Raw genomic sequence first — 19996 nt, forward strand, 5'->3', positions numbered from 1 at the left:
CTAGTTTTTCCCCACTTCCTTCTTATAGCTGTATCGCCGCTTATCGTTAACTCTTACCCAGTAGTTGGTCGGCCCATGATCAGCGATTTGAGAATAGTTTCTAAATATTCAGTCGTTCATTATCGCAAGTGACCTTGTGCCAGTGCATGTCAATTCCTCTTGGGATTTGTTGTTCGCATAATTGCCTGTGTCAATTTTATTGCCTCAGCGCTCGGGTTTGGCGAGCTTTAACACTTCTTTGGTGGATACTGCTGTTTGGAGTAGGGATGGCGCTAAATTGGATTTTGCGCATGCCTTACGCCGGCATGCCTATTGGTATCGATGTTGTTGATGAGGCCCTCTAAGTTGAGTCCCAAGAAAAGCTTGAATAGTTAATGAAGGATTGAATTATGAGGAAGTTGAAGCCTGTAGCTCTAGTTATATTGGCCGCAGTGAGTGGAAGTGCGATGGCCAGTAATAATACGACGTTAATAGATCAGCAGGGAGTGGGTAATACAGCGAATGCCAATCAGGTTGACCCTACGGCTATAGGGAACCTGATAGATGTCACCCAAATTGGCGATGCAAACTCTTCGTTATCGACCCAGGCGAGCGATGCCGTAAGTAATACCATGACCCACTACCAAGAAGGTGATGGCAATATGGCTGAGTCTTTCCAGCAGTTTATGACTGAGTCCAGTTCGTTGGAAATTAACCAGATTGGAAATAATAACGATACGACAGCGGAGCAACTTGAGTCACTTGGTTCTACTCAGGAGCTAAATCAAGCTGGGGAAATGAACTTTATGACCATCACCCAGACTGATACTGAAGCATCCAGTATCGCGGTGACTCAAACTGGGGATATGAATGATGCGATCATAATGGGGCAGGTCTTTGATATTTTGGGAAGTGATGTCATCCTAAATCAAATTGGCGATGACAATATGGCCCAGATTTCCCAGCAGAGTGTTGTTGAATTTAGCTCTGTGTCAGCAGATCAGCTTGGCAACCAGAATAACTTTGATAGTGAGCAATTAATGGGGGTTTTTAACTCTACCGTTACTGCTATTCAGTCAGGCGATATGAATGACATCGAGTCCGACCAGGAAAATGGAGTTACTTCAAGTACGGTCCTTATTGCCCAAACCGGTACCAGCAACTTTGGTGGGGCACTACAGCAGAATGGTGTTGCCAATAGTACTGTAAGTGTGACTCAAGTAGGGGATGGAAACTTTGGTGGCGGCGTTCAGGATACTGGTATAGATGCCAGTGTTGGTATAGTGAGCCAATCTGGTACTGCGAATATGGGCGTTACCCAGCAAGCTGGGGGAACTTCTTTTGCCTCTGCAACTGTTACTCAGTTAGGGTCAATGAATGATGCGACGTTGGGGCAAATCACTGCCACCTCAGTTACGGGCTCCATATTTCAAAATGGCACCAGTAATATTGCCGGTGTTCTCCAACAGGGAAATATGCTCAGTGTGTCGACAACTACTCAAATCGGTGATTTGAATCAACATACAACATCGCAAATGCTAGATTCACAAACTGCAATCGCAACGCAAAATGGTACTTCCAATATTGGATTTATTTTTCAATAGATTTCATTGGGGCTTTGCGATATCAGTATGAATACCGGCAGTTGTCGTGTATCTGCAAAGTCCCAGTTTTTCTTTTGTGTTTTATTCAGTCCTATATTTGAGATATGAGCGATTTTTTAGGGAGTTGCATGTTCTCTTCCTATTGACTCTCTCCTGTCTGGTTTGGCTTTTAACTCTAATTTAAATTGGCTTAGATTATTTTCTGGGATGCTTTGCTACGCCTGGACTTTAAACAGAAGGGGTGGAATTTATGTACAAGGGATTAGTTAAATGAGAATTTGGACTTCAGTTACTGCAATAGCTGCGCTCACTTTCAGTGGCCATTCTATGGGCGGCAATAATACGACAGATATTGATCAGGACGGTGTTGGGCATCTGGCAACAGTGGACCAGTCTAATCCGACCAGTACCAATAATACCGTCTCGATAACTCAAACAGGGGATTCCCACCAGGCATCGGTTTTACAAGGTGCCCTTACAGATTTGAACACGGGCACGGTAGAGCAATCGGGTTTAATGAACGAAGCAATCCTGGAACAAATTGCAGAAGTCTCTGAGAGTACGGCTCTAATTATCCAGTCTGGCGATGGTAATTTGGGCTGGGTGGTCCAGGATGATTTTGTTGAAGCTGGTAGCGCCACTGTTATCCAGTCAGGTTCAAATAATGAGGGTATTGCAGCCCAGGTGGATGTGGGGGGAATACAGGGTACTGTAGCTGTTACCCAATCTGGGACCATGAACTTCGCACAGGCTATTCACGAAGATTTTGCGCTCAACAGTACTGGATTAATTAATCAACTAGGGAGCGAAAATAGTGCTGAGTTATTCCAGGGGGATCTCACTGAGTCAAGCTTTATCAGTGTTGATCAAGATGGGACTCTTAATGAGGCGTTAGTAGCGCAGGGATTTGCCCTATTTTCCTCTATTACCACCTTTCAGAGTGGTGATATGAATTATGCGGAGGTTTCTCAGTTGGGGTTAAGCACTGGGCTGGCCACTATTACTCAAGTGGGAAGCTCCAATGTTCATGTTACAAGTCAGACAAATGATGGACAGGTGGCTACGGCTGTTCAGATAGGGACGGGCAACCAGGGGAATATTGTTCAATAGTGGTGGACTTCTAGGGGGGGATTACTATCTCTACAAAATTGTGGCTGTACTGAAATATAAATTTTAGTCATTGTTAAGTAATAAGTTAGCCAATAATTTCTGAAACCACCTTTCCCAAATATAGTGAAGAAGTTAGACCTGGAGATTCAATACCAAAGAATGCTATTAGCTGCGCATTGTTGTTTAGCCTTTTATGAAAAACCTGAAAATCACCGGTGGAGGCGCCTTTGGGAACAATCTTTGGGCGAATACCGGCATAGCCAGGCTGTAACGTATTATTTTCTACTCCGGGCCAGTAGCGCTGGATACTGCGATAGAATTTATCCCGCTTGCCTGGATCTACTTGGTAGTTAATGACTTTAATCCACTCCACATCCGGGCCAAACCGCGCCCCTCCAGCCAAATCCAGGGTGAGGTGAATACCCAGACCGGCACTTTCAGGCAGAGGGTAAATTAAGTGTGAAAAAGGTACCTTACTTGACTGAGTAAAGTAACTGCCCTTAACAAAATACGTGGAGGGAATTTCTCGTTTTATAACTTCGCTATTTACTGTGCTCATCAGTGAGCTGGTGTGAAGGCCTGCGGCCAGGATGAGGTTGCGGGCTGTCAGTCTGTAGCCATCCTTCATCACCAGTTGGCAAGTGCCATTGGATATCTCAATGCGCGCAACTTTACTCGCAAGTATGACTTCGCCTCCCTTGGACTCTGTGGCGCCTTCAAGAGCCAGCATCAGGCTGTGGCTGTCGATAATGCCTGTCGTCGGTGAGTAGATGGCCCCTGTACACTGTAATGCTGGCTCCATAGATAGAGCGTCTTTAGTGTTCAGTAAGTGAAGTCCCCCGGCGTTGTTTGCATCCCCCTGGGCTTTGAGGGCTCGGAGTTGCGGCAACTGTGCTTTATCGGTGGCGACTACCAGTTTGCCGATCTGTTTATGGGGCACTGCGTATTCTTGGCAAAATTGGTACAGCATGGATTTACCCTTAACACAGGCTCGGGCTTTCAAGCTGTCTGTTGGATAGTAGAGGCCTGCATGAATAACCTCGCTACTGCGCGCGCTGGTTTCAGTTCCAATGGCACTGTGTTCTTCCAGTACCATCACTTTGTGGCTAGCGCGGCTCAACTGGTAGGCGCAGGCAAGCCCTAATACCCCAGCCCCGACTATCACGGTATCCAATATCTCCATAGCGGTCCTACTGCCGAAATGTGTACTATCTGAGGTGACGAGGTTTAATCCCTTTGGTCTATTTTGCCTGTAACGCCAGATTAAAATTGCTGTCGAAAGGGTGCGTGGTGGTGTCGTTTCATTGCGCTATAATGCGCGCTTTTCCGCGACTGGAAGTTAGTCATGACTCATAAGTCCATTGCCGCAGACAAGGTAGATTCTCGCTCTTTGGTGCAAGCGCACCTGGCGGAGCCGGTAATGTCTCAATATAGCGAAGAAGAGCTGCAAGAATGGCGCGAGCGCATCAAGCGCTTGTTGAAAGAACAGAATGCAGTATTGGTCGCACACTACTATACCGATCCTTTGATTCAGGCCCTCGCGGAGGAAACCGGCGGCTGCGTTTCTGACTCATTGGAAATGGCCCGTTTTGGCGCTCAGCACTCGGCGGACACTCTGGTAGTGGCCGGGGTAAAGTTTATGGGTGAGACCGCTAAGATCCTTACCCCTAACAAGAAAGTACTGATGCCGACCCTTGAGGCAACCTGCTCCCTGGATCTTGGCTGCCCCCCACAGGAGTTCTCTGACTTTTGCGATCAGCACCCGGACCGCACCGTGGTGGTTTACGCCAATACTTCTGCTGCGGTAAAAGCCAGGGCGGACTGGGTGGTGACCTCGAGTATTGCGCTGGATGTAGTGGATCACCTGGATGCCAATGGCGAAAAAATCCTTTGGGCACCTGACAAACACCTCGGCGGCTATGTCCAGCGGGAAACCGGCGCGGATGTACTGTTATGGGATGGTTCCTGTATTGTGCATGAAGAGTTTAAGGCCAAGGGGGTTGAGGACTTAAAGGCCCTCTATCCGGATGCTGTGGTTTTAGTGCATCCTGAATCTCCCGCCTCTGTGGTAGCCCTGGCCGATGTGGTGGGTTCTACCTCGCAGATTATTAATGCTGCCAAGACCCGCCCAGAGAAGCGCTTTATTGTGGCTACCGACCAGGGCATTTTTTACAAGATGCAGCAGGAGTGCCCAGACAAAGAGCTAATGGTAGCGCCTACCGCCGGCGCTGGAGCTACTTGCCGCAGCTGTGCTAATTGCCCCTGGATGGCGATGAACTCTCTGGAGAACCTCTGCGGTGTACTGGAGCGCGGGGATAATGAGATCTTTGTGGACCCGGAACTGGGGCGCAAGGCGATGATTCCGCTGCAGCGGATGTTGGATTTCCGCAAAGGTTAGCTCTCGAGGGAGTAGCGGTGAGTAAACAAAAAGAGCGGCCAGTGGCCGCTCTTTTTGTTGGGGGGAGTTACAGCTCCTCGATTCTTTCCTGCATTTTCAGTACATCTTTGAGGCGCTGTTCCAGGATGGCATTGACCTGGTAATCGTCTTTTGACATGCGAATTCCATGGCGCAGGTGTTGAATAGCCTTGTCGAATATGCCGTTGAGAATGTAATACTCAGCCCGGGCCTCGTGCACGCCGACAATATCTCCGGCTAATCCGTGGGTCTCCGCCAATAGGTACCAAACTGCCGGGTCTTTCTTCCGTGTACGGCTATATTTCGCCAGCAGGCGCTCTGCAGCCAGGTAGTTGCCGGCTTTAAAGTGGGCATTGGCAAGGCCCATGATTAAGGCATGGTCTCCCGGGTTGCGATCGAGGGCCCACTGCAGGCGCTTGGTGGCACTGCTGTAGTCTTCTCGCAACAGATCGATATCCGCTCGGGCCAGCACATAGGCTGCTTTTGAGGGAGTTTTGTCTAACAGGGGCTGCAAGGTGTCCAGCGCTGAATCGGGCCTACCTGCGGCTACTTGGGCCAGGGCGAGGCCGTAACGGGCGGCATCCTCATTGTCATTAATACCATTCAGTTCCGCGCTAAAGCGTTTTACTGCTTGCTGCGGCGTTGGTTCTGTGGCGAGCCGCACTCGGGCGCGCATCAGGTGATAATCCAGATCCTCGCTGGGAGCCACTTTTTCCATACGCTGAGCGCGCAACTTGGCATCGGCAATACGCTTTTCTGTAACGGGGTGGGTCAGGAGAAATTCTGGCGGGCGCTGGTAGTAACGGGTGGCCTTGAGCATTTGCTCGAACATTTCACCGGCGGCCTCTGGATCGCGACCGGATTTGGCCAGGGTATCGATACCGACCCTATCTGCCTCTTGCTCATTCTTGCGGCTGAATCGCAGCTGGTTGTCCAGGGCTGCAGCCTGGGTCACGCTCATGGCTGCTATTCCCGCTTCACCACCGGCGGTAGCTGCCAGAACCAGGGCACCGAGCATACCGGCCAGGGTGGGAATTGTACTGTTGCGCTGTGCTTCCAGGGAGCGGGCGTAGTGCCGCTGGCTGAGGTGGCCCAATTCGTGGGCAACTACCGATGCAAACTGGTCTTCACGCTCTGCAAACAGAAACAGGCCGGTATGGACCCCCATGACTCCACCGGGGACTGCAAAGGCATTCATGGTTTTGTTGTTTACAACAACAACATCAATTTCTTTGTCTTCCAGTGGGCTGTACTCGGCCAATTCCTTGACCATGCCCTCGACAAATTGCTGGATCAGGGCATCACTGGAGGTGCGAACCTGACTGCGAAAAATACGCAGCCACATTTGCCCCAGTTCTTTTTCCTGGGTGTGGGAGACGACCCCGCTGGTCCTATCGCCCAGTTCGGGGAGGCGGATTTCATCACTGTCCGCTATGGCAGCAAACGGGACTGCGCCGAGTAACAACCCCATACCCAGGCTTCGCAGTCCTGCGCGAAGTCGGTGGAGGATAGCTGGGGGGCGCGTTCGGTGAAGCAGGCTGTTTTTGGAATCAGTCATCTTGATTACTGCTCGGTCTGTCCATGAAGGATCTATAGTCCAACTCTATACGCTACCCCGTTGGACTGTCGAGGGTTGGACTTAGTGGACCATAAAAGGTTCACGCTTGCGCCAGGCGGAAAGTTAAAAAGCGTAAAGCCTGTGCGGGTTATGGCGTCTGGTTCGCGCTATAATCCCCGGCAATTCTGGTTTGTGACTAAAAAGGCAATGTCAGTAACTTCTTCTACCAATCAGCCCGATACCCAGATACCGAACTGGGACGCGGCCACTATTGTGGATGCAAGAAATCTGCCCTGCCCACAACCGTTACTGGCCATGCGCCAGGCATTGCGGGAATACCCAGAGGGAACGCTGCTTTGTGTGCTGGCCACTGATGAAGGGTCCTGGCGAGACTTCCACAGTTTTGCGTCTTTAAGTGGCCGGTCCCTGCTCCGCGCTGAGCGACGTAATAATACCTTTCAATATTGGCTGTACGCTGGCAAATGAATAAAGATAAATCCCGAGAGTCTATGTTATCGATTGTAAAAGGCTGGGTGAACCGCTACTTCAGTCAGGAAGAAGTGGTGCTTCTGGTTTTAATATTGACCCTGGCCCTGGTGGTCCTGGCGACTCTGGGCGCTGTGCTGGCCCCGGTATTCACCGCGCTGGTGATCGCCTTCCTGATGCAGGGCATGGTGCAAAAGCTGAAGTCTTGGCGTGTGCCACACTGGCTGGCGGTTACCCTTTCCTGTTTGGTCTTGGTGGGCACTATTGTGGCCCTGTTATTTGTGGTGCTGCCTATTATCTGGCGTCAGTTGGTGCGGCTTGGGGCGGAGTTGCCCAATATGGTACAGCGAGGCCAGGAGCTTTTATTGTTGCTTCCTGAGCGCTACCCGCGTTTAATTTCGGCCGGGCAGATAGATGAAATTTTCAATACCCTTGGCAGCGAACTGGGCGGCCTGGGGCAGACACTGCTGGCCTTCTCCCTTACCAACCTACCCATTTTTGCCGGCTTGCTGATTTACGTTGTAGTGGTGCCGATCCTGGTATTTTTCTTCCTGAAGGACGCAGAGCAGCTGATCCGCTGGTGTACCTCTTTCCTGCCCAAAGAACGGCCCATGCTCCACCAGATTTGGCATGAGATGAATGATCAGGTGGCCAATTATGTGCGCGGTAAGGTAATAGAAATTGGCATTGTGGCTGCTGTCAGTTATGCCGCCTTCCTGCTACTGGGGGTGAACTACGCCCTGTTGCTGGCGGTAGCCGTGGGTTTCAGTGTGTTGATTCCTTATATCGGTGCAGCGGTTGTCACTATCCCCGTTGCGGCTATTGGGCTTTTCCAGTGGGGGTGGAGTAATGAGTTTCTATACCTGATGATGACTTACGGCATTATCCAACTGCTCGATGGCAACGTACTGGTACCACTGCTGTTTTCTGAGGCAGTTAACCTGCACCCGGTTGCCATTATCCTCGCGGTGCTGTTCTTTGGCGGCATCTGGGGTTTCTGGGGAGTCTTCTTTGCAATTCCCCTGGCGACCTTGCTCAAGGCCATTATGAGTGCCTGGCCCACCCATGAACACCAGGTGGAATGGGAGGCCCGGCGTAGCTCGGAGTAATTGCCCGATATCTTTCTTTGTCTGTAGGCCGCGGCATTTGCTAGAATGCCGCGCTTTCTTTTATTTGGTCCCTTCAAATAGGTGAGAGCCCATGAGCCTGGCTGACAAAGTTCTAGCGGTCAATAATGACCTGCCGATCCGCACCGACAAGCCTATCCACAGTGGCAAGGTCCGTTCCGTATACTGGCTGAGCGAAGAAGACAGCCGTCGCCTGATTGAGGAGAAGGGCTACCCGGTTTCTCCTGATACCCCACTTGCGGTAATGGTGATTTCCGATCGCATCTCCGCGTTCGACTGTATCTGGACTGGCGAAGGCGGTATGCGTGGCGTACCAGGCAAGGGCGCAGCACTAAATGCTATTTCCAACCACTGGTTCAAGCTGTTTAAAGAGCAGGGCCTCGCCGATAGCCATATTCTCGATATCCCGCATCCTCTGGTGTGGATCGTACAGAAGGCGCGCCCGGTTATGATCGAAGCGATCGCCCGTCAGTACATTACCGGCTCCATGTGGCGCTCCTATGAGAAGGGTGAGCGGGAGTTCTGTGGTATCGAGATTTCTGATGGCTTGCAGAAAGACCAGAAGCTGCCTGAATTGCTCATTACCCCCTCCAGCAAAGGCATTCTCAAGGGTATCCCCGGCGTGCCGGAAGCAGACGATGTCAATGTCACCCGCAAGAATATCGAAGACAATTTCGAAGCCTTCGGCTTCCGCAATGCAGGCGATATCGACCTGTACGAGAAGTTACTAAAAGAAGGTTTTGATTTGATTTCTGCCGAGCTGGAAAAGCTCGACCAGGTTTTTGTCGATACCAAGTTTGAATTCGGCTATGTCACCGATGCCAATGGTGAAGAGAAGCTGATTTATATGGATGAGGTGGGCACCCCGGACTCCTCCCGTATCTGGGACGGCGAACAGTATCGCGCGGGTAAGGTTGTAGAGAAATCCAAAGAAGGTTTCCGCCAGGCCCTGCTCAAATACTTCCCGGATGCCGATATCCTGCTGAACAAAGATCGCATGGATGAGCGCTCGGCTTTGGCTCGTGATAACGAGTTGCCAGAATCTATGCTGATGGATCTCTCTAATACTTATATTGGTATTGCGGAGAAGATTATTGGTACGAAACTTGAGATATCTGATAATCCCAAAGAGGAATTGCTTGAAGTTCTCCGCAAGGATTACGGCCTGGTCGACTAATCTGGATCGAACTGCAAAAAACCGGCGTTTTCGCCGGTTTTTTTATGCCTGCCATAATTCGCCACAATTCCTCCTGTTTTGTGCTCGTATTCCTGCCGCCTTTCGCCCGCTTCCCTCTGTTTAATGACTTCAACATCCAATTTAAAAGTGGAGGTAAATGAGTGAACAGGGTGATGTTATTCGGGCAGCGGTTCCATAAAGACGATCTGATGTTGCCGACCGAGGAATACTATCGTCGCCGCCAGAAACCTGGTGGTGTAGGGCGCTGGTTGTTATTTGTTGTGGTGGTATTGGCAGTTGTCATTGCGGCAATCGGGGCAGAGGTCAATGCTCAGGAGCTCCCCGCTGTGGGTGATGCGATCCAGCGGGAGTTTACCGAGACAGCTACCCTGGACGATGTAAAGGGGGGGGACTTACTTTTTACTGGCAATGAACCCGGAACGTACATTCCAGCGGTGCACCTGAAAAGTCAGGTCAGTATTTCCGTGCGGGGTCTGGTAGCGGAAGTAGAGCTTCAGCAGCAATTCAAGAATACCACCGACGGCTGGCAGGAAGCGGTGTACGCATTACCACTGCCTGAGCAAGCTGCGGTGGCGGGGCTTGAAATTCAGGTGGGCGAGCGCCGCATTGTCGGTAAGGTACGCGAGCGAAAAGAGGCCTCCAAGATTTATAAGGCTGCTCGTGCGGCGGGTAAGCGTGCAGCTCTGCTAGAGCAGCAGCGCCCAAATCTGTTCACTAATAAAGTGGCCAATATTGCCCCCGATGAGATGGTGCAAATTAATATCCGCTTTTTGCAGCCAGTGAATTATGACAGTGGCGTTTTTTCACTACGTATGCCCACGACATTGACCCCGCGCTATATCCCTGGCAAGCCAATACCCTCCCAGGCATTGAACGGCGATGAGCAGGAGTTGGTGGTAGAGAGTAGTGGCTGGGCACTGCCCACTAATCAAGTGCCGGATGCTGCGTCGATAACTCCGTTTATGCAGCCAGCGCAGGAGCTTGAGGAACTGGGTAGTCATAATATTTCTATCGAGGTGGATCTGCATGGCGGACTGCCACTAGCAAAAATCGATAGCCCCTATCACCAGATTGATATTGATAACCGAGGTGACGGTCGCTACCGGATTCAGTTGCGCGATGAAACAGCTGCTATGGATCGGGATTTCTTATTGAATTGGCAACCGCGCGCTTCTGCTATGCCGCGGGCGGCGTTGTTTAGCGAGAAAATCACAGCGCAAGAGGGGACAGAAGAGCAGGCTGGTGCTTATCTACAGGTCATGCTGCTGCCACCCAGCGACGGTACTTCCGCGCAGCGTTTACCGAGGGAAGTGATTTATGTGATCGATACTTCCGGCTCCATGTCTGGCAATTCTATTCGCCAGGCGAAGGAGAGTCTTACCCTGGCACTGTCTCGCTTGCACAGCAATGATCGCTTTAACGTTATTGAATTTAACAGTACAACCCGGGCATTTTTCCCGCGCCCGATAGCCGCAAGCGCGGAGAATATCCGCCGTGCGCGCCAGGAAATCGAAAACCTGACTGCGGAGGGGGGCACAGAAATGGCGCCGGCCTTGCGAATGGCATTCGGTCAGCAAATGCAGGACGACACCAGTACCGTTCAGCAAGTCGTATTTATTACAGATGGTGCGGTGGGCAATGAGCGGGCCCTGTTCGAGTTAATTAGCCAGTCCTTGCATAACGCCCGGCTGTTTACTGTGGGTATTGGTTCGGCTCCCAATAGCCACTTTATGCGCAAAGCTGCTCAGTTTGGGCGCGGTACTTTCGTCACCATCGGTGATATTTCCGAAGTTCGTGAGCGTATGCAGGCTCTGTTCGCCAAGTTGGAAAACCCTATGGCTACAGACCTGCAACTCAGTTGGCCCCAGGGCGTCGTCGCGGATGCCTACCCCAAGCGTATCCCGGATCTCTATAACGGTGAGCCTATGCAGTTGGTGGCCAAGGTGCAGGGTGATCTCTTGCAGGGAGATATCCAGCTGCGGGGCCGAATGGCGGGTAAACAGTTTGTGCGCAAACTCGCTCTGAAAGTAGAGAGTGGTAGCGATACTTCAGGCATCGGCAGTGTCTGGGCGCGCAGCAAGATAGATTCTCTGCGGGACCGGCAGCTTCAGTCTGGAGAGCAGTCGGATGCGGGCTTGGCTCTGCGCGAACAGATTTTACAGATTGCCCTGAGGCATCAACTTGCCAGCCCCTATACCAGTTTTGTTGCAGTTGAAGAGGAAGTTGTACGCAGCGCTGAAGAGAAGTTATCTCGCAGCTCGGTCACCAATATGATGGCTAAAGGGCAAGTGCTACAGCGCCAGGCCTATCCGCAAACTGCTACAGGTCTCTACGGGCAGTTATTGGCAGCGGCGGTATTGTTGATGTTTGCGGCGATCTTCCAGCGCGGTCGGGCCTTGCGCAGCAACTTGACCCGAGCCCTGCGCTCCTTCCTGCGCAGGGTTTTACCGGACCCCCGTCAACCCAGCGGCGCTAATCCTCTGCAACGGGGAGGTGTGTAAGCGTGGCTCGCTCACTGCTCTTTATGCTTTGCTTGGGAACGGGCTTGTGGCAGCTGGGTTCCGCCAGCTGGCTCCTGGCCAAGGCAGAATTGGCCCAAGTGTTGATTAATAGTGCTTGGGAAGAACAGCTACAGGGCGGGGCTCTGCAAAAGCCCTGGCCCTGGGCGGACACCTGGCCAGTGGCCAAGTTAAAGTTGGAAGGACAGTCGCCATTAATTGTTCTCAGCGGCGGTAGTGGCCAGGCGTTGGCTTTCGGCCCTGGTCTCTTAGCTGGGTCCGGCAATCCTGGCGAGCCTCGCACCACGGTTATTGCCGCACACCGGGATACTCACTTTGCGGGATTAGAGCGTGTCAGGCGGGGTACCTCCATTTACCTGCAGGATAAACGCGGACGCTGGCATACTTATCGGGTTGCGGAAATGCGAATTGTGGACAGTGAGAGAGAGCGTTTGCCGATCTTTGCCGAGCGGGGTTTATTGCTGGTGACTTGTTACCCCTTTAATGCCCTGGCGGCTGGTGGCCCGCTGCGTTACTTGGTCTACGCTGAATATCAACCCGGTGGGGAGCTGGTTCAGCTGTGACTGATGTCTTTGTTTGAGACTCGATTTTGTAGTTCATTTTCTCAAAAATTCCACTAAATGTTCCGGTGAAACGGCCAAACGGCAAATAATTGTTTTGCTCTTTTGTTTTATTTGTTACTAACCGTCCTATCTGGAAAATTTTTTGTAGTAATACTACAATTCCCTCCGCTAACAACCGGGGATGGGGTTTTGTCCGCCAGTCTGCGCGGGCCCCGGAACAAATAATCACAGTCAAACTAGGCACTTGCGGCAATTAATTGCGCCGCTTTCCTCACCGTCATATTCGAGTAAAGATTCACAAACTTTGCATTTACGCCAACAAAGTTGGTGAATTGGCGGAACCAAGAAAAAAAGGAAGCTTTTTTTTGCTCGCGCTGTAGTTTGCCCGCGTACCGATTTTTGAGAAATAGACCGACTCGACGTCGCCTAATTCGCCGAGGAGCACTTGATGCACGAAGATACCGATAACCTCGAAACGCAGGAGTGGCTGGACGCGCTGCAAGCGGTTATCCGCTATAGCGGCAAAGAACGCGCAGCCTTCCTCCTGAAGCAGCTGTCTGACCGCGCTACCGATGTAGGCGTACAATTGCCTGCGGCAATCACCACTCCCTATCGCAACTCCATTCCGCCCAATGCGGAAAAGCGTATGCCTGGCGACTTATTTATGGAGCGCCGGATTCGCTCCCTGATTCGCTGGAATGCCCTGGCGATGGTGGTACGTGCCAACCAGAATGACGATGGCCTCGGCGGCCATATCTCCAGTTTCTCCTCTGCGGCCACACTCTACGATGTGGGCTTCAACTACTTCTTCCGTGGCAATGAAGGTGAAGAGCGCGGCGACCTGATTTTCTTCCAGGGCCACAGCGCACCGGGTATTTATGCCCGTTCCTACCTGGAAGGGCGCTTCGATGAAGAGCAGCTGGACAACTTCCGCCGCGAAGTAAACGGCAATGGCCTGTCCTCCTACCCTCACCCCTGGCTGATGCCAGAGTACTGGCAGTTCCCCACGGTCTCCATGGGATTGGGGCCGATCCAGGCGATTTACCAGGCGCACATTATGCGCTACCTGTCTGCCCGCGGCCTGTCCCCGCGCGGCGATCGCAAAGTGTGGGCTTTCCTTGGTGACGGTGAGTGTGACGAGCCGGAAACCCTGGGCGCAATCTCCCTGGCTGGCCGCGAGCAACTGGAAAACCTGGTGTTCGTGGTTAACTGTAACCTGCAGCGTCTGGACGGCCCGGTACGCGGCAACGGCAAGATCGTGCAGGAGCTGGAAGGCGTATTCCGCGGTGCCGGTTGGAATGTTGTCAAAGTACTCTGGGGTCGCCTATGGGATCCGCTGCTAGAGAAAGATGACAAAGGCCTGTTGCAGAAAGTCATGGACGAAGTGGTCGATGGCGAGATGCAGAACTTCAAGGCCAACGGCGGCGCTTATACCCGCGAGCACTTCTTCGGCAAGTACCCGGAGTTGCTGGAGCTGGTTAAGGATATGTCCGACGATGAGATTATGAAGCTCAATCGCGGCGGCCACGACCCCTACAAAGTTTACGCAGCCTACGCGGCGGCGATGGCCCACAAAGGCCAGCCGACCGTGATCCTGGCCCAGACCGTTAAAGGTTACGGCTTGGGCTCCGCCGGTGAAGCGGCGATGGATACCCACTCTGTGAAGAAGCTGGATCTGGATTCCCTCAAGCGTTTCCGCGATCGCTTTGCCATTCCGCTCACTGATAAAGAGCTGGAAGAGGTCCCTTACTACCGCCCATCTCCGGACAGCCCGGAAATGAAATATATGGCGGAACGCCGCAAGGCCCTGGGCGGTCCGGTTCCCCGTCGCCCGGTTGAGTGCCCGAAACTGGAAGTTCCCGGTCTCGATGCCTTCAGCGCACTGACCAAAGGCTCCGGTGAGCGCGAAATCTCCACCACCATGGCATTTGTCCGCGCTATCGCGGCCTTGGTAAAAGACAAGAATATCGGCAAGAACATTGCGCCGATCGTTCCCGATGAAGCCCGTACCTTTGGTATGGAAGGCCTGTTCCGCCAGCTGGGTATCTATTCCTCCCAGGGGCAGCGCTACACCCCGGTGGATCACGGCCAGATCATGTATTACAAGGAAGATAAGAAAGGCCAGGTGCTGGAAGAGGGCATCAACGAAGCCGGTGCTATGTCCACCTGGATGGCGCTGGCCACGGCCTACAGCAACCACGGCGTGCCGATGGTGCCTTTCTATATCTACTACTCCATGTTCGGTTTCCAGCGTATCGGCGACCTGGCCTGGGCCGCTGGCGATATGCAGGCGCGCGGCTTCCTGATCGGTGCTACTGCTGGCCGTACCACTTTGAACGGTGAGGGTCTGCAGCACCAGGATGGCCACAGCCACGTACTGTCCTCCACTATCCCCAACTGCCGCAGTTACGACCCGGCTTACGGTTATGAGCTGGCGGTGGTTATGCAGCGCGGCTTGAAAGAGATGTACGAAGAGCAGAAGAACCTCTTCTACTACATCACTATCGAGAACGAAAACTACCTGCAGCCGGAAATGCCTCAGGGCGTGGAAGAGGGCATTATTCGCGGTATCTACAAGCTGCAGTCCAACGTCAAGAAAGGGGCCAAGGGCAAAGCGGCGAAGAAACATGTACAGCTGATTGGTGGCGGTACTATTTTGCGCGAAGTACTGGCAGCGGCGAATATCCTCGCCGACCAGTTCGGTGTGACCTCCGATGTCTGGAGCCTCACCTCCGCTGTGGAATCGGCCCGTGAAGGCCAGGATGTGGCGCGCTGGAATATGCTGCACCCGGAAGCCGAGCCGCGCAAAGCCTGGATCACCGAGCAGTTCGAAGGCAATACCTCTCCGGTTATCGCCTCCACCGACTACATCCGTTCCTATGTGGAGCCACTGCGCGAATTTATCGACGGTGAACTGACCACCCTGGGTACCGATGGTTTCGGCCGCAGTGACAGCCGCGAGCAGCTGCGTCGCTTCTTCGAAGTGGATCGCAACTACGTGGTAATTGCCGCACTGAATGGCTTGGCCAAGCAGGGCGTTATTGATGCGAAAGAGGTTGCGGAAGCAATCGTGAAGCTCAATATCGACGCCGAAAAAGTTAACCCGCGCATTAGCTAAGAGAAGGCAGAACTCCTATGGCAAAACAAGTCATTAAAGTGCCTGATCTCGGTGGTGCCGATCAGGTGGATGTGATTGAAATTTCTGTTGCTGTCGGCGATACCGTCGCGCAAGAGGATTCACTGATTGTGGTGGAGGGCGATAAAGCCTCCATGGATGTGCCAGCCCCAGTGGCTGGCAAAATCCTCAGCATCAGCGTGAAAGAGGGCGATAAGGTCTCTGAAGGCGACGTGATTGGGGAAATCGAAACCGATGTGGCGGAAGCGCCGGCAGAGGAGCCCGCTGCGGCCCCCGCCAAGCAAGAAGCTGCACCAGTTGCAGAGCCTGTGGCTGAAGCTCCTGCGGCAGCGGCGAGCGGCGAGCCGAAAGAGGAAACGATCCAGATCCCGGATCTGGGCGGTGCCGATGCGGTTGATGTGATCGAGATCAGTGTACAGCCCGGTGATGTGGTTGAAGAGGGGGACTCCCTGATTGTGGTGGAAGGCGATAAAGCCTCTATGGATGTGCCTTCCCCCAGCGCCGGTACCGTGGTTTCTATCGCGGTTAAAGAAGGCGACAAGGTTTCCACAGGTGACACCTTGGGCGTGTTGAAAGTAGTTACTGCAGGCGCCGCCGAGTCTGCGGCTACAGCTGCAGCCCCTGCAGCGACAGCGCCTGCCGAGAGCGCGCCACAGCAGGCAGCTGCGTCTGTTGAGCCCCCGGCAGTGCCGCAGAAAGACTATCAGCTGGAGCGCAACCTCACCGCAGCAGCCCAGGTTTACGCCGGCCCCGCCGTGCGCAAACTGGCCCGCGAGTTGGGTGTTACCTTGAATAAGGTGAAGCCTACCGGCCCGCGCAACCGGGTCTCCAAGGACGATCTGCACAATTACATCCGCGAGCAGGTGAAGAAAGCTGAGAGCGGCGCGGTTGGTGTCGGCGGTGGAATTGGCATCGCCAAGATGCCGGATATCGACTTCAGCCAGTTTGGCCCGGTGAATGTGGAGCCGATGAGCAAGATCCACAAGATTACCGCAGCCAACATGTCACGCAACTGGCTCAACGTGCCTCACGTCACCCAGTTTGACGATGCGGATATCACAGAGCTGGAAACCTTCCGCAAGTCCATGAAGGTCGAGGCGGAGAAGCGCGGAGTGAAGCTCACTCCAGTGCCTTTCCTGCTGAAAGCGGTAGCTGCGGCCCTGCGTGCAGAGCCGAGCTTTAATGTGTCCCTGCACAACGATGGCGAGCACATTGTGCGCAAGGACTATGTGCATGTGGGTATGGCAGTAGATACTCCAAAAGGCTTAATGGTGCCGGTTATCCGCGATGTGGATAAGAAAGGCCTGTACGAGCTGGCGGCAGAGGCCACTGAAATGGCCCTGAAAGCCCGCGATGGCAAGCTGAAGCCCAACGAGATGCAGGGTGCCTGCTTTACCATTTCCAGTTTGGGGGCTATCGGCGGCACCGGATTCACCCCGATCGTCAATTCTCCGGAAGTTGGTATCCTCGGTGTTTCCAAGCTGGCGATGAAGCCGGTGTGGAACGGTAAGGACTTTGAGCCTAGGCAGATGTTGCCCTTGGCGCTCTCCTACGATCACCGCGCGGTAAATGGCGGAGATGCCGGACGCTTTATGACTTACTTGGTCAGCGTGCTGGCGGATGTGCGCAGACTGTTGCTGTAATTGCCAGCGAGTTAAAGCCAGTAAAAAAAGCGGCCAATCGGCCGCTTTTTTTATAGTCAGGACTAAGGAGCCTTTAAGTGGAAATGAAATATTCGCCGCGTAAAACAACAATAAGATGATTTACGCGCAAATCGATTCTGGGTTGCTGGCTGCTAATGCCTCGGCAGCTAGACTCACAGAGAGGCTACTATCATCGCAGCACTGAAAATGTGAGGTGTCGGATTATGGGACCTACAAGGAAATTCGCGTTGCCGCTTGTGGCGGTATTTGCGATGCAGGGCTGCTTGTTTTTGCCTGCGGACGAAGTGGAGGGTGAAGACCCTTTCTTTTATGAGGCAGAGGCTGCCGGACAAAGCGCCAGCTTTGTGGAAGTCGGCAGTAACCACACAAAATACCCACAACCCCTTACCGCCAAAAGCGAATGCGAGACGGCGGATTGCGTAGATAGCTTGCAGGACTCCATGGCCTGGTTTTTCCCTATATTGCGGGTTTACTAACGATAGTAGCCGAGCCCAGTGTGGAGCTGTTGCGAAATAGCCGGATCTAAAAGTGCGTGGACTCTGTCCGCGCGGTGCTGATACGGAGCGCTACCATGCAAAAGTTTGCGATATTTATTTCTGCATTGTCGATGGGTGTATTCCTTGAGGGTTGTGGAACCCCCGATACGCGCAATCAAGTGGTTTATCCCGTAAGCCCGCCAATTCCCCGCCATGCGGAATACCGGGGTTATCCCTCTTCTCACTCTTCTCATTCCTCCCATGTGCCAGATGCGCCTGCATCTCCAACAAGCTGCCCGGGGGATTCTGAGGAGCTGGCGCCGGGTTCTATTTGCCCACCCAGTGCCCGTTGTTTTGACATTTCCGGTGGAAGGCGTTGTATTTCCTATGAAAATTAGCGTTGTTTTTTTTCTTGTTCTTGTAACGCAGTCCCTGGCGGGCTGCGTGGCTGACGGTTTCGGTTATGACTTAACCGGCACGGCAACTTACTACACCTACAAAACTACTCCGGTGCCACCGGATGAACTTACTGCATTCCCGCGTTTTTGCCTGGCCGGTGATCCCTATATGGGAAGTCTCGATAACTGTATTGCCGAGGGTGTGCACTGCTATCAACTGGACACCGGTGATTGGTGTGAAGGACCCTATTCACCGTTTGAATTAAGTTATAGCTTTTATTGATCGATATAAAGGTTATCTGCGATTGAAGGGAGTATTGGCTGGGTGATTTGGGGCTATTTTAATAGTGTTTTGATACTCTCTTTAATCGAGGTGCCAATATAGTACTTCAGGCCATGGAAAGTACCTTTGATGTTAATTCCTGGGTTGTATTCGTACCCGAGTTTTTCCAGAAGCACATTGAGTTTTTTCTTGATGCCAATAGCAAACCAGCTGCAAGGGAATGAAATAATACTCGGAGTTTCTCCATTGTGTAGGTATATTTCTTCGTTGTGAATTTTGCTTACTTGGCTTAGTAGATTGAAACTTGGATTGGCGGCATCAAAGTTAAAAAAAAGTTGGCTTTCACCGTCGATACCTATTTGTGTGCAGTTTTGGTGTGCATAATAGTGCCTAAGAATTTTTTGGTCATCAGAGTAATTGGGGTACATGTTACGAGCGGCCTGGAAAAGGTTTTGTAGCGCTATATTTCTGCCTATAAAGACTCCTGTAGAAAAAACACACTCGCTGGGAAAAAATTTTCTTTCAAAAAATCCTTGTATACCGCTATGTTCGTAATCATTGGAAAAAATAATTTCCTTGCCAAAGGTGAGAAATTTTTTTTCTAAGTGTTTGATTGATGGCAGTATTAGTGAATCGAAACCATCCAGGTAGCAGACGATATCCTCTTCCGGTAGGGATCTAAAGAAAGGCATTAAGATGTCTATTTTGGACGAGAAATCTTTCCAAGGGTAATTGTGCCCAAGGATAGATAATGACACGCCGTTGCGGTTGGCGGATTCCAGTAGGACGGGAAGCATCCTTTCCGAGTGGGTGGCAATCGTGGCGACATGCAACATCTTTTAGGAAGAGATCTCGATAATCTGAAGTATTTTTTAACGGCATGGATTTATTGCCGCTCGGAAAAAGTCTAGCCGAACGCGGCTTTTGCCACTGAAGTTCGGCGGAACTTGATTTTCTTACGAAAAAGCGTTTGTGTGCACGCTCGTGTTTTTATGGATTATTCTTTCATTGGTGATTGTTTTACTGTGGATGCCAAACCCTAGGTCTGGGGTATTAGGGAGGAGGGTTATCCGTCAATAAATAGGCTGGTAATGAAAGGTGCTAATAAAAGCTGGCTTTGGAATGTTATTGTTGCCGTGGATCAATTGGGCAATGCCATTGCTGGCGGCAATCCTGATGCAACTATATCTGCGCGCTGTGGTTATTTCTCAAGGGTGACAGAAACACGTTTTCGGCGTTACTGGAGGTTTCTGGAGCGGGTAATTAACTATACCCTGAAGCCGATTGATGGGCCCGATCACTGTTACCAATCCTACCTGTGGGATCACGCTGAGAAACACGAAGAAGGCAGTGATTATATGCGTGCTGTTTTAGGAGTTATTGTGATTTTGATTTGTGTGCCAATGGGCTTGTTGATCCGCTTGTATGTGATTGTTTTTCCTGGAGCCCGCTGGAAAAAGGAGGAGCGCAAGTAGAAAA

At 52.1% G+C, this 19996-nt stretch carries 17 protein-coding genes; 14 read left to right on the forward strand and 3 right to left on the reverse strand.

All coding sequences use genetic code 11. The features are described 5' to 3' along the window. The first annotated feature begins 389 nt into the window (after positions 1–389). Together ACJJI8_RS09805 and ACJJI8_RS09810 are read left to right on the forward strand one after the other, a co-directional pair. The gene (locus ACJJI8_RS09805; RefSeq protein WP_444934901.1) at positions 390–1583 is read left to right on the forward strand and encodes a hypothetical protein; all 1194 of its coding nucleotides are present in this window, start codon (positions 390–392) and stop codon (positions 1581–1583) included. A gap of 270 nt (positions 1584–1853) precedes the next feature. After that, positions 1854–2693 carry a hypothetical protein gene (locus ACJJI8_RS09810; RefSeq protein ID WP_444934902.1) on the forward strand — a complete coding sequence of 280 codons (840 nt, stop codon included), beginning with the start codon at positions 1854–1856 and terminating at the stop codon, positions 2691–2693. 85 nt (positions 2694–2778) lie between these two features. Here the strand turns inward: ACJJI8_RS09810 and ACJJI8_RS09815 are convergent, their stop codons facing one another. Next, positions 2779–3876, reverse strand: coding sequence for an NAD(P)/FAD-dependent oxidoreductase (locus ACJJI8_RS09815; RefSeq protein WP_444934903.1), 1098 nt, complete (start codon positions 3874–3876; stop codon positions 2779–2781). Positions 3877–4038: 162 nt separating this feature from the next. Between ACJJI8_RS09815 and nadA the strand changes: the two genes are divergently transcribed. Next, positions 4039–5091 (forward strand): quinolinate synthase NadA, encoded by a 1053-nt coding sequence (gene nadA / locus ACJJI8_RS09820; protein WP_444895159.1) that lies wholly within the window; start codon positions 4039–4041, stop codon positions 5089–5091. Positions 5092–5158: 67 nt separating this feature from the next. On the opposite strand, the gene ACJJI8_RS09825 is transcribed toward nadA, so the two are convergent. Further along, positions 5159–6667 carry a M48 family metalloprotease gene (locus ACJJI8_RS09825; protein WP_444895158.1) on the reverse strand — a complete coding sequence of 503 codons (1509 nt, stop codon included), beginning with the start codon at positions 6665–6667 and terminating at the stop codon, positions 5159–5161. 192 nt (positions 6668–6859) lie between these two features. Between ACJJI8_RS09825 and ACJJI8_RS09830 the strand changes: the two genes are divergently transcribed. From ACJJI8_RS09830 to ACJJI8_RS09875, 10 genes are all read left to right on the forward strand, one after another. Next, entirely contained in the window at positions 6860–7153 is a 294-nt protein-coding gene (locus ACJJI8_RS09830) for a sulfurtransferase TusA family protein (protein WP_444934904.1), read from the forward strand. Between the two features lie 23 nt (positions 7154–7176). Further along, a complete protein-coding gene (locus tag ACJJI8_RS09835; protein ID WP_282934585.1) occupies positions 7177–8262 on the forward strand; it encodes an AI-2E family transporter in 1086 nt (361 codons plus the stop codon). Positions 8263–8353: 91 nt separating this feature from the next. Next, a complete protein-coding gene (locus ACJJI8_RS09840) occupies positions 8354–9457 on the forward strand; it encodes a phosphoribosylaminoimidazolesuccinocarboxamide synthase (RefSeq protein ID WP_444934905.1) in 1104 nt (367 codons plus the stop codon). A 209-nt stretch (positions 9458–9666) separates the two neighbouring features. Further along, positions 9667–11979 carry a marine proteobacterial sortase target protein gene (locus ACJJI8_RS09845; protein WP_444934906.1) on the forward strand — a complete coding sequence of 771 codons (2313 nt, stop codon included), beginning with the start codon at positions 9667–9669 and terminating at the stop codon, positions 11977–11979. Positions 11980–11981: 2 nt separating this feature from the next. After that, a complete protein-coding gene (locus tag ACJJI8_RS09850; protein ID WP_444895154.1) occupies positions 11982–12560 on the forward strand; it encodes a class GN sortase in 579 nt (192 codons plus the stop codon). Between the two features lie 448 nt (positions 12561–13008). Further along, the gene (gene aceE, locus ACJJI8_RS09855) at positions 13009–15678 is read left to right on the forward strand and encodes a pyruvate dehydrogenase (acetyl-transferring), homodimeric type (protein WP_444934907.1); all 2670 of its coding nucleotides are present in this window, start codon (positions 13009–13011) and stop codon (positions 15676–15678) included. Positions 15679–15695: 17 nt separating this feature from the next. Beyond that, positions 15696–17339 carry a dihydrolipoyllysine-residue acetyltransferase gene (gene aceF, locus ACJJI8_RS09860; RefSeq protein ID WP_444934908.1) on the forward strand — a complete coding sequence of 548 codons (1644 nt, stop codon included), beginning with the start codon at positions 15696–15698 and terminating at the stop codon, positions 17337–17339. Positions 17340–17563: 224 nt separating this feature from the next. Beyond that, positions 17564–17836: a hypothetical protein gene (locus ACJJI8_RS09865; RefSeq protein ID WP_444934909.1), complete on the forward strand. Its 273-nt coding sequence runs from the start codon at positions 17564–17566 to the stop codon at positions 17834–17836. 95 nt (positions 17837–17931) lie between these two features. Next, positions 17932–18234 carry a hypothetical protein gene (locus ACJJI8_RS09870; RefSeq protein ID WP_282934207.1) on the forward strand — a complete coding sequence of 101 codons (303 nt, stop codon included), beginning with the start codon at positions 17932–17934 and terminating at the stop codon, positions 18232–18234. Next, positions 18224–18517: a hypothetical protein gene (locus ACJJI8_RS09875; RefSeq protein ID WP_444895150.1), complete on the forward strand. Its 294-nt coding sequence runs from the start codon at positions 18224–18226 to the stop codon at positions 18515–18517. The genes ACJJI8_RS09870 and ACJJI8_RS09875 overlap by 11 nt, the downstream gene beginning before the upstream one ends. 53 nt (positions 18518–18570) lie before the next feature. On the opposite strand, the gene ACJJI8_RS09880 is transcribed toward ACJJI8_RS09875, so the two are convergent. Then, positions 18571–19353: a glycosyltransferase domain-containing protein gene (locus ACJJI8_RS09880; RefSeq protein ID WP_444934910.1), complete on the reverse strand. Its 783-nt coding sequence runs from the start codon at positions 19351–19353 to the stop codon at positions 18571–18573. A gap of 255 nt (positions 19354–19608) precedes the next feature. On the opposite strand from ACJJI8_RS09880, the gene ACJJI8_RS09885 reads away from it, so the two are divergent. Next, the gene (locus ACJJI8_RS09885) at positions 19609–19992 is read left to right on the forward strand and encodes a hypothetical protein (RefSeq protein WP_444934911.1); all 384 of its coding nucleotides are present in this window, start codon (positions 19609–19611) and stop codon (positions 19990–19992) included. The last annotated feature ends 4 nt before the right edge of the window (positions 19993–19996 follow it).

It is taken from the genome of Microbulbifer maximicatervae (SeqCode) (assembly GCF_052467695.1).

Bases quoted from the DNA above. Each gene is read 5' to 3' on its own strand.
- ACJJI8_RS09865 (WP_444934909.1), top strand. From the start codon at position 17,564: ATGGGACCTACAAGGAAATTCGCGTTGCCGCTTGTGGCGGTATTTGCG.
- ACJJI8_RS09870 (WP_282934207.1), top strand. From the start codon at position 17,932: ATGCAAAAGTTTGCGATATTTATTTCTGCATTGTCGATGGGTGTATTC.
- ACJJI8_RS09805 (WP_444934901.1), top strand. From the start codon at position 390: ATGAGGAAGTTGAAGCCTGTAGCTCTAGTTATATTGGCCGCAGTGAGT.
- ACJJI8_RS09825 (WP_444895158.1), bottom strand. From the start codon at position 6,667: ATGACTGATTCCAAAAACAGCCTGCTTCACCGAACGCGCCCCCCAGCT.
- ACJJI8_RS09845 (WP_444934906.1), top strand. From the start codon at position 9,667: ATGTTGCCGACCGAGGAATACTATCGTCGCCGCCAGAAACCTGGTGGT.
- ACJJI8_RS09810 (WP_444934902.1), top strand. From the start codon at position 1,854: ATGAGAATTTGGACTTCAGTTACTGCAATAGCTGCGCTCACTTTCAGT.
- ACJJI8_RS09835 (WP_282934585.1), top strand. From the start codon at position 7,177: ATGTTATCGATTGTAAAAGGCTGGGTGAACCGCTACTTCAGTCAGGAA.
- aceF (WP_444934908.1), top strand. From the start codon at position 15,696: ATGGCAAAACAAGTCATTAAAGTGCCTGATCTCGGTGGTGCCGATCAG.
- ACJJI8_RS09880 (WP_444934910.1), bottom strand. From the start codon at position 19,353: ATGTTGCATGTCGCCACGATTGCCACCCACTCGGAAAGGATGCTTCCC.
- ACJJI8_RS09885 (WP_444934911.1), top strand. From the start codon at position 19,609: ATGAAAGGTGCTAATAAAAGCTGGCTTTGGAATGTTATTGTTGCCGTG.
- ACJJI8_RS09815 (WP_444934903.1), bottom strand. From the start codon at position 3,876: ATGGAGATATTGGATACCGTGATAGTCGGGGCTGGGGTATTAGGGCTT.
- ACJJI8_RS09875 (WP_444895150.1), top strand. From the start codon at position 18,224: ATGAAAATTAGCGTTGTTTTTTTTCTTGTTCTTGTAACGCAGTCCCTG.
- aceE (WP_444934907.1), top strand. From the start codon at position 13,009: ATGCACGAAGATACCGATAACCTCGAAACGCAGGAGTGGCTGGACGCG.
- nadA (WP_444895159.1), top strand. From the start codon at position 4,039: ATGACTCATAAGTCCATTGCCGCAGACAAGGTAGATTCTCGCTCTTTG.
- ACJJI8_RS09840 (WP_444934905.1), top strand. From the start codon at position 8,354: ATGAGCCTGGCTGACAAAGTTCTAGCGGTCAATAATGACCTGCCGATC.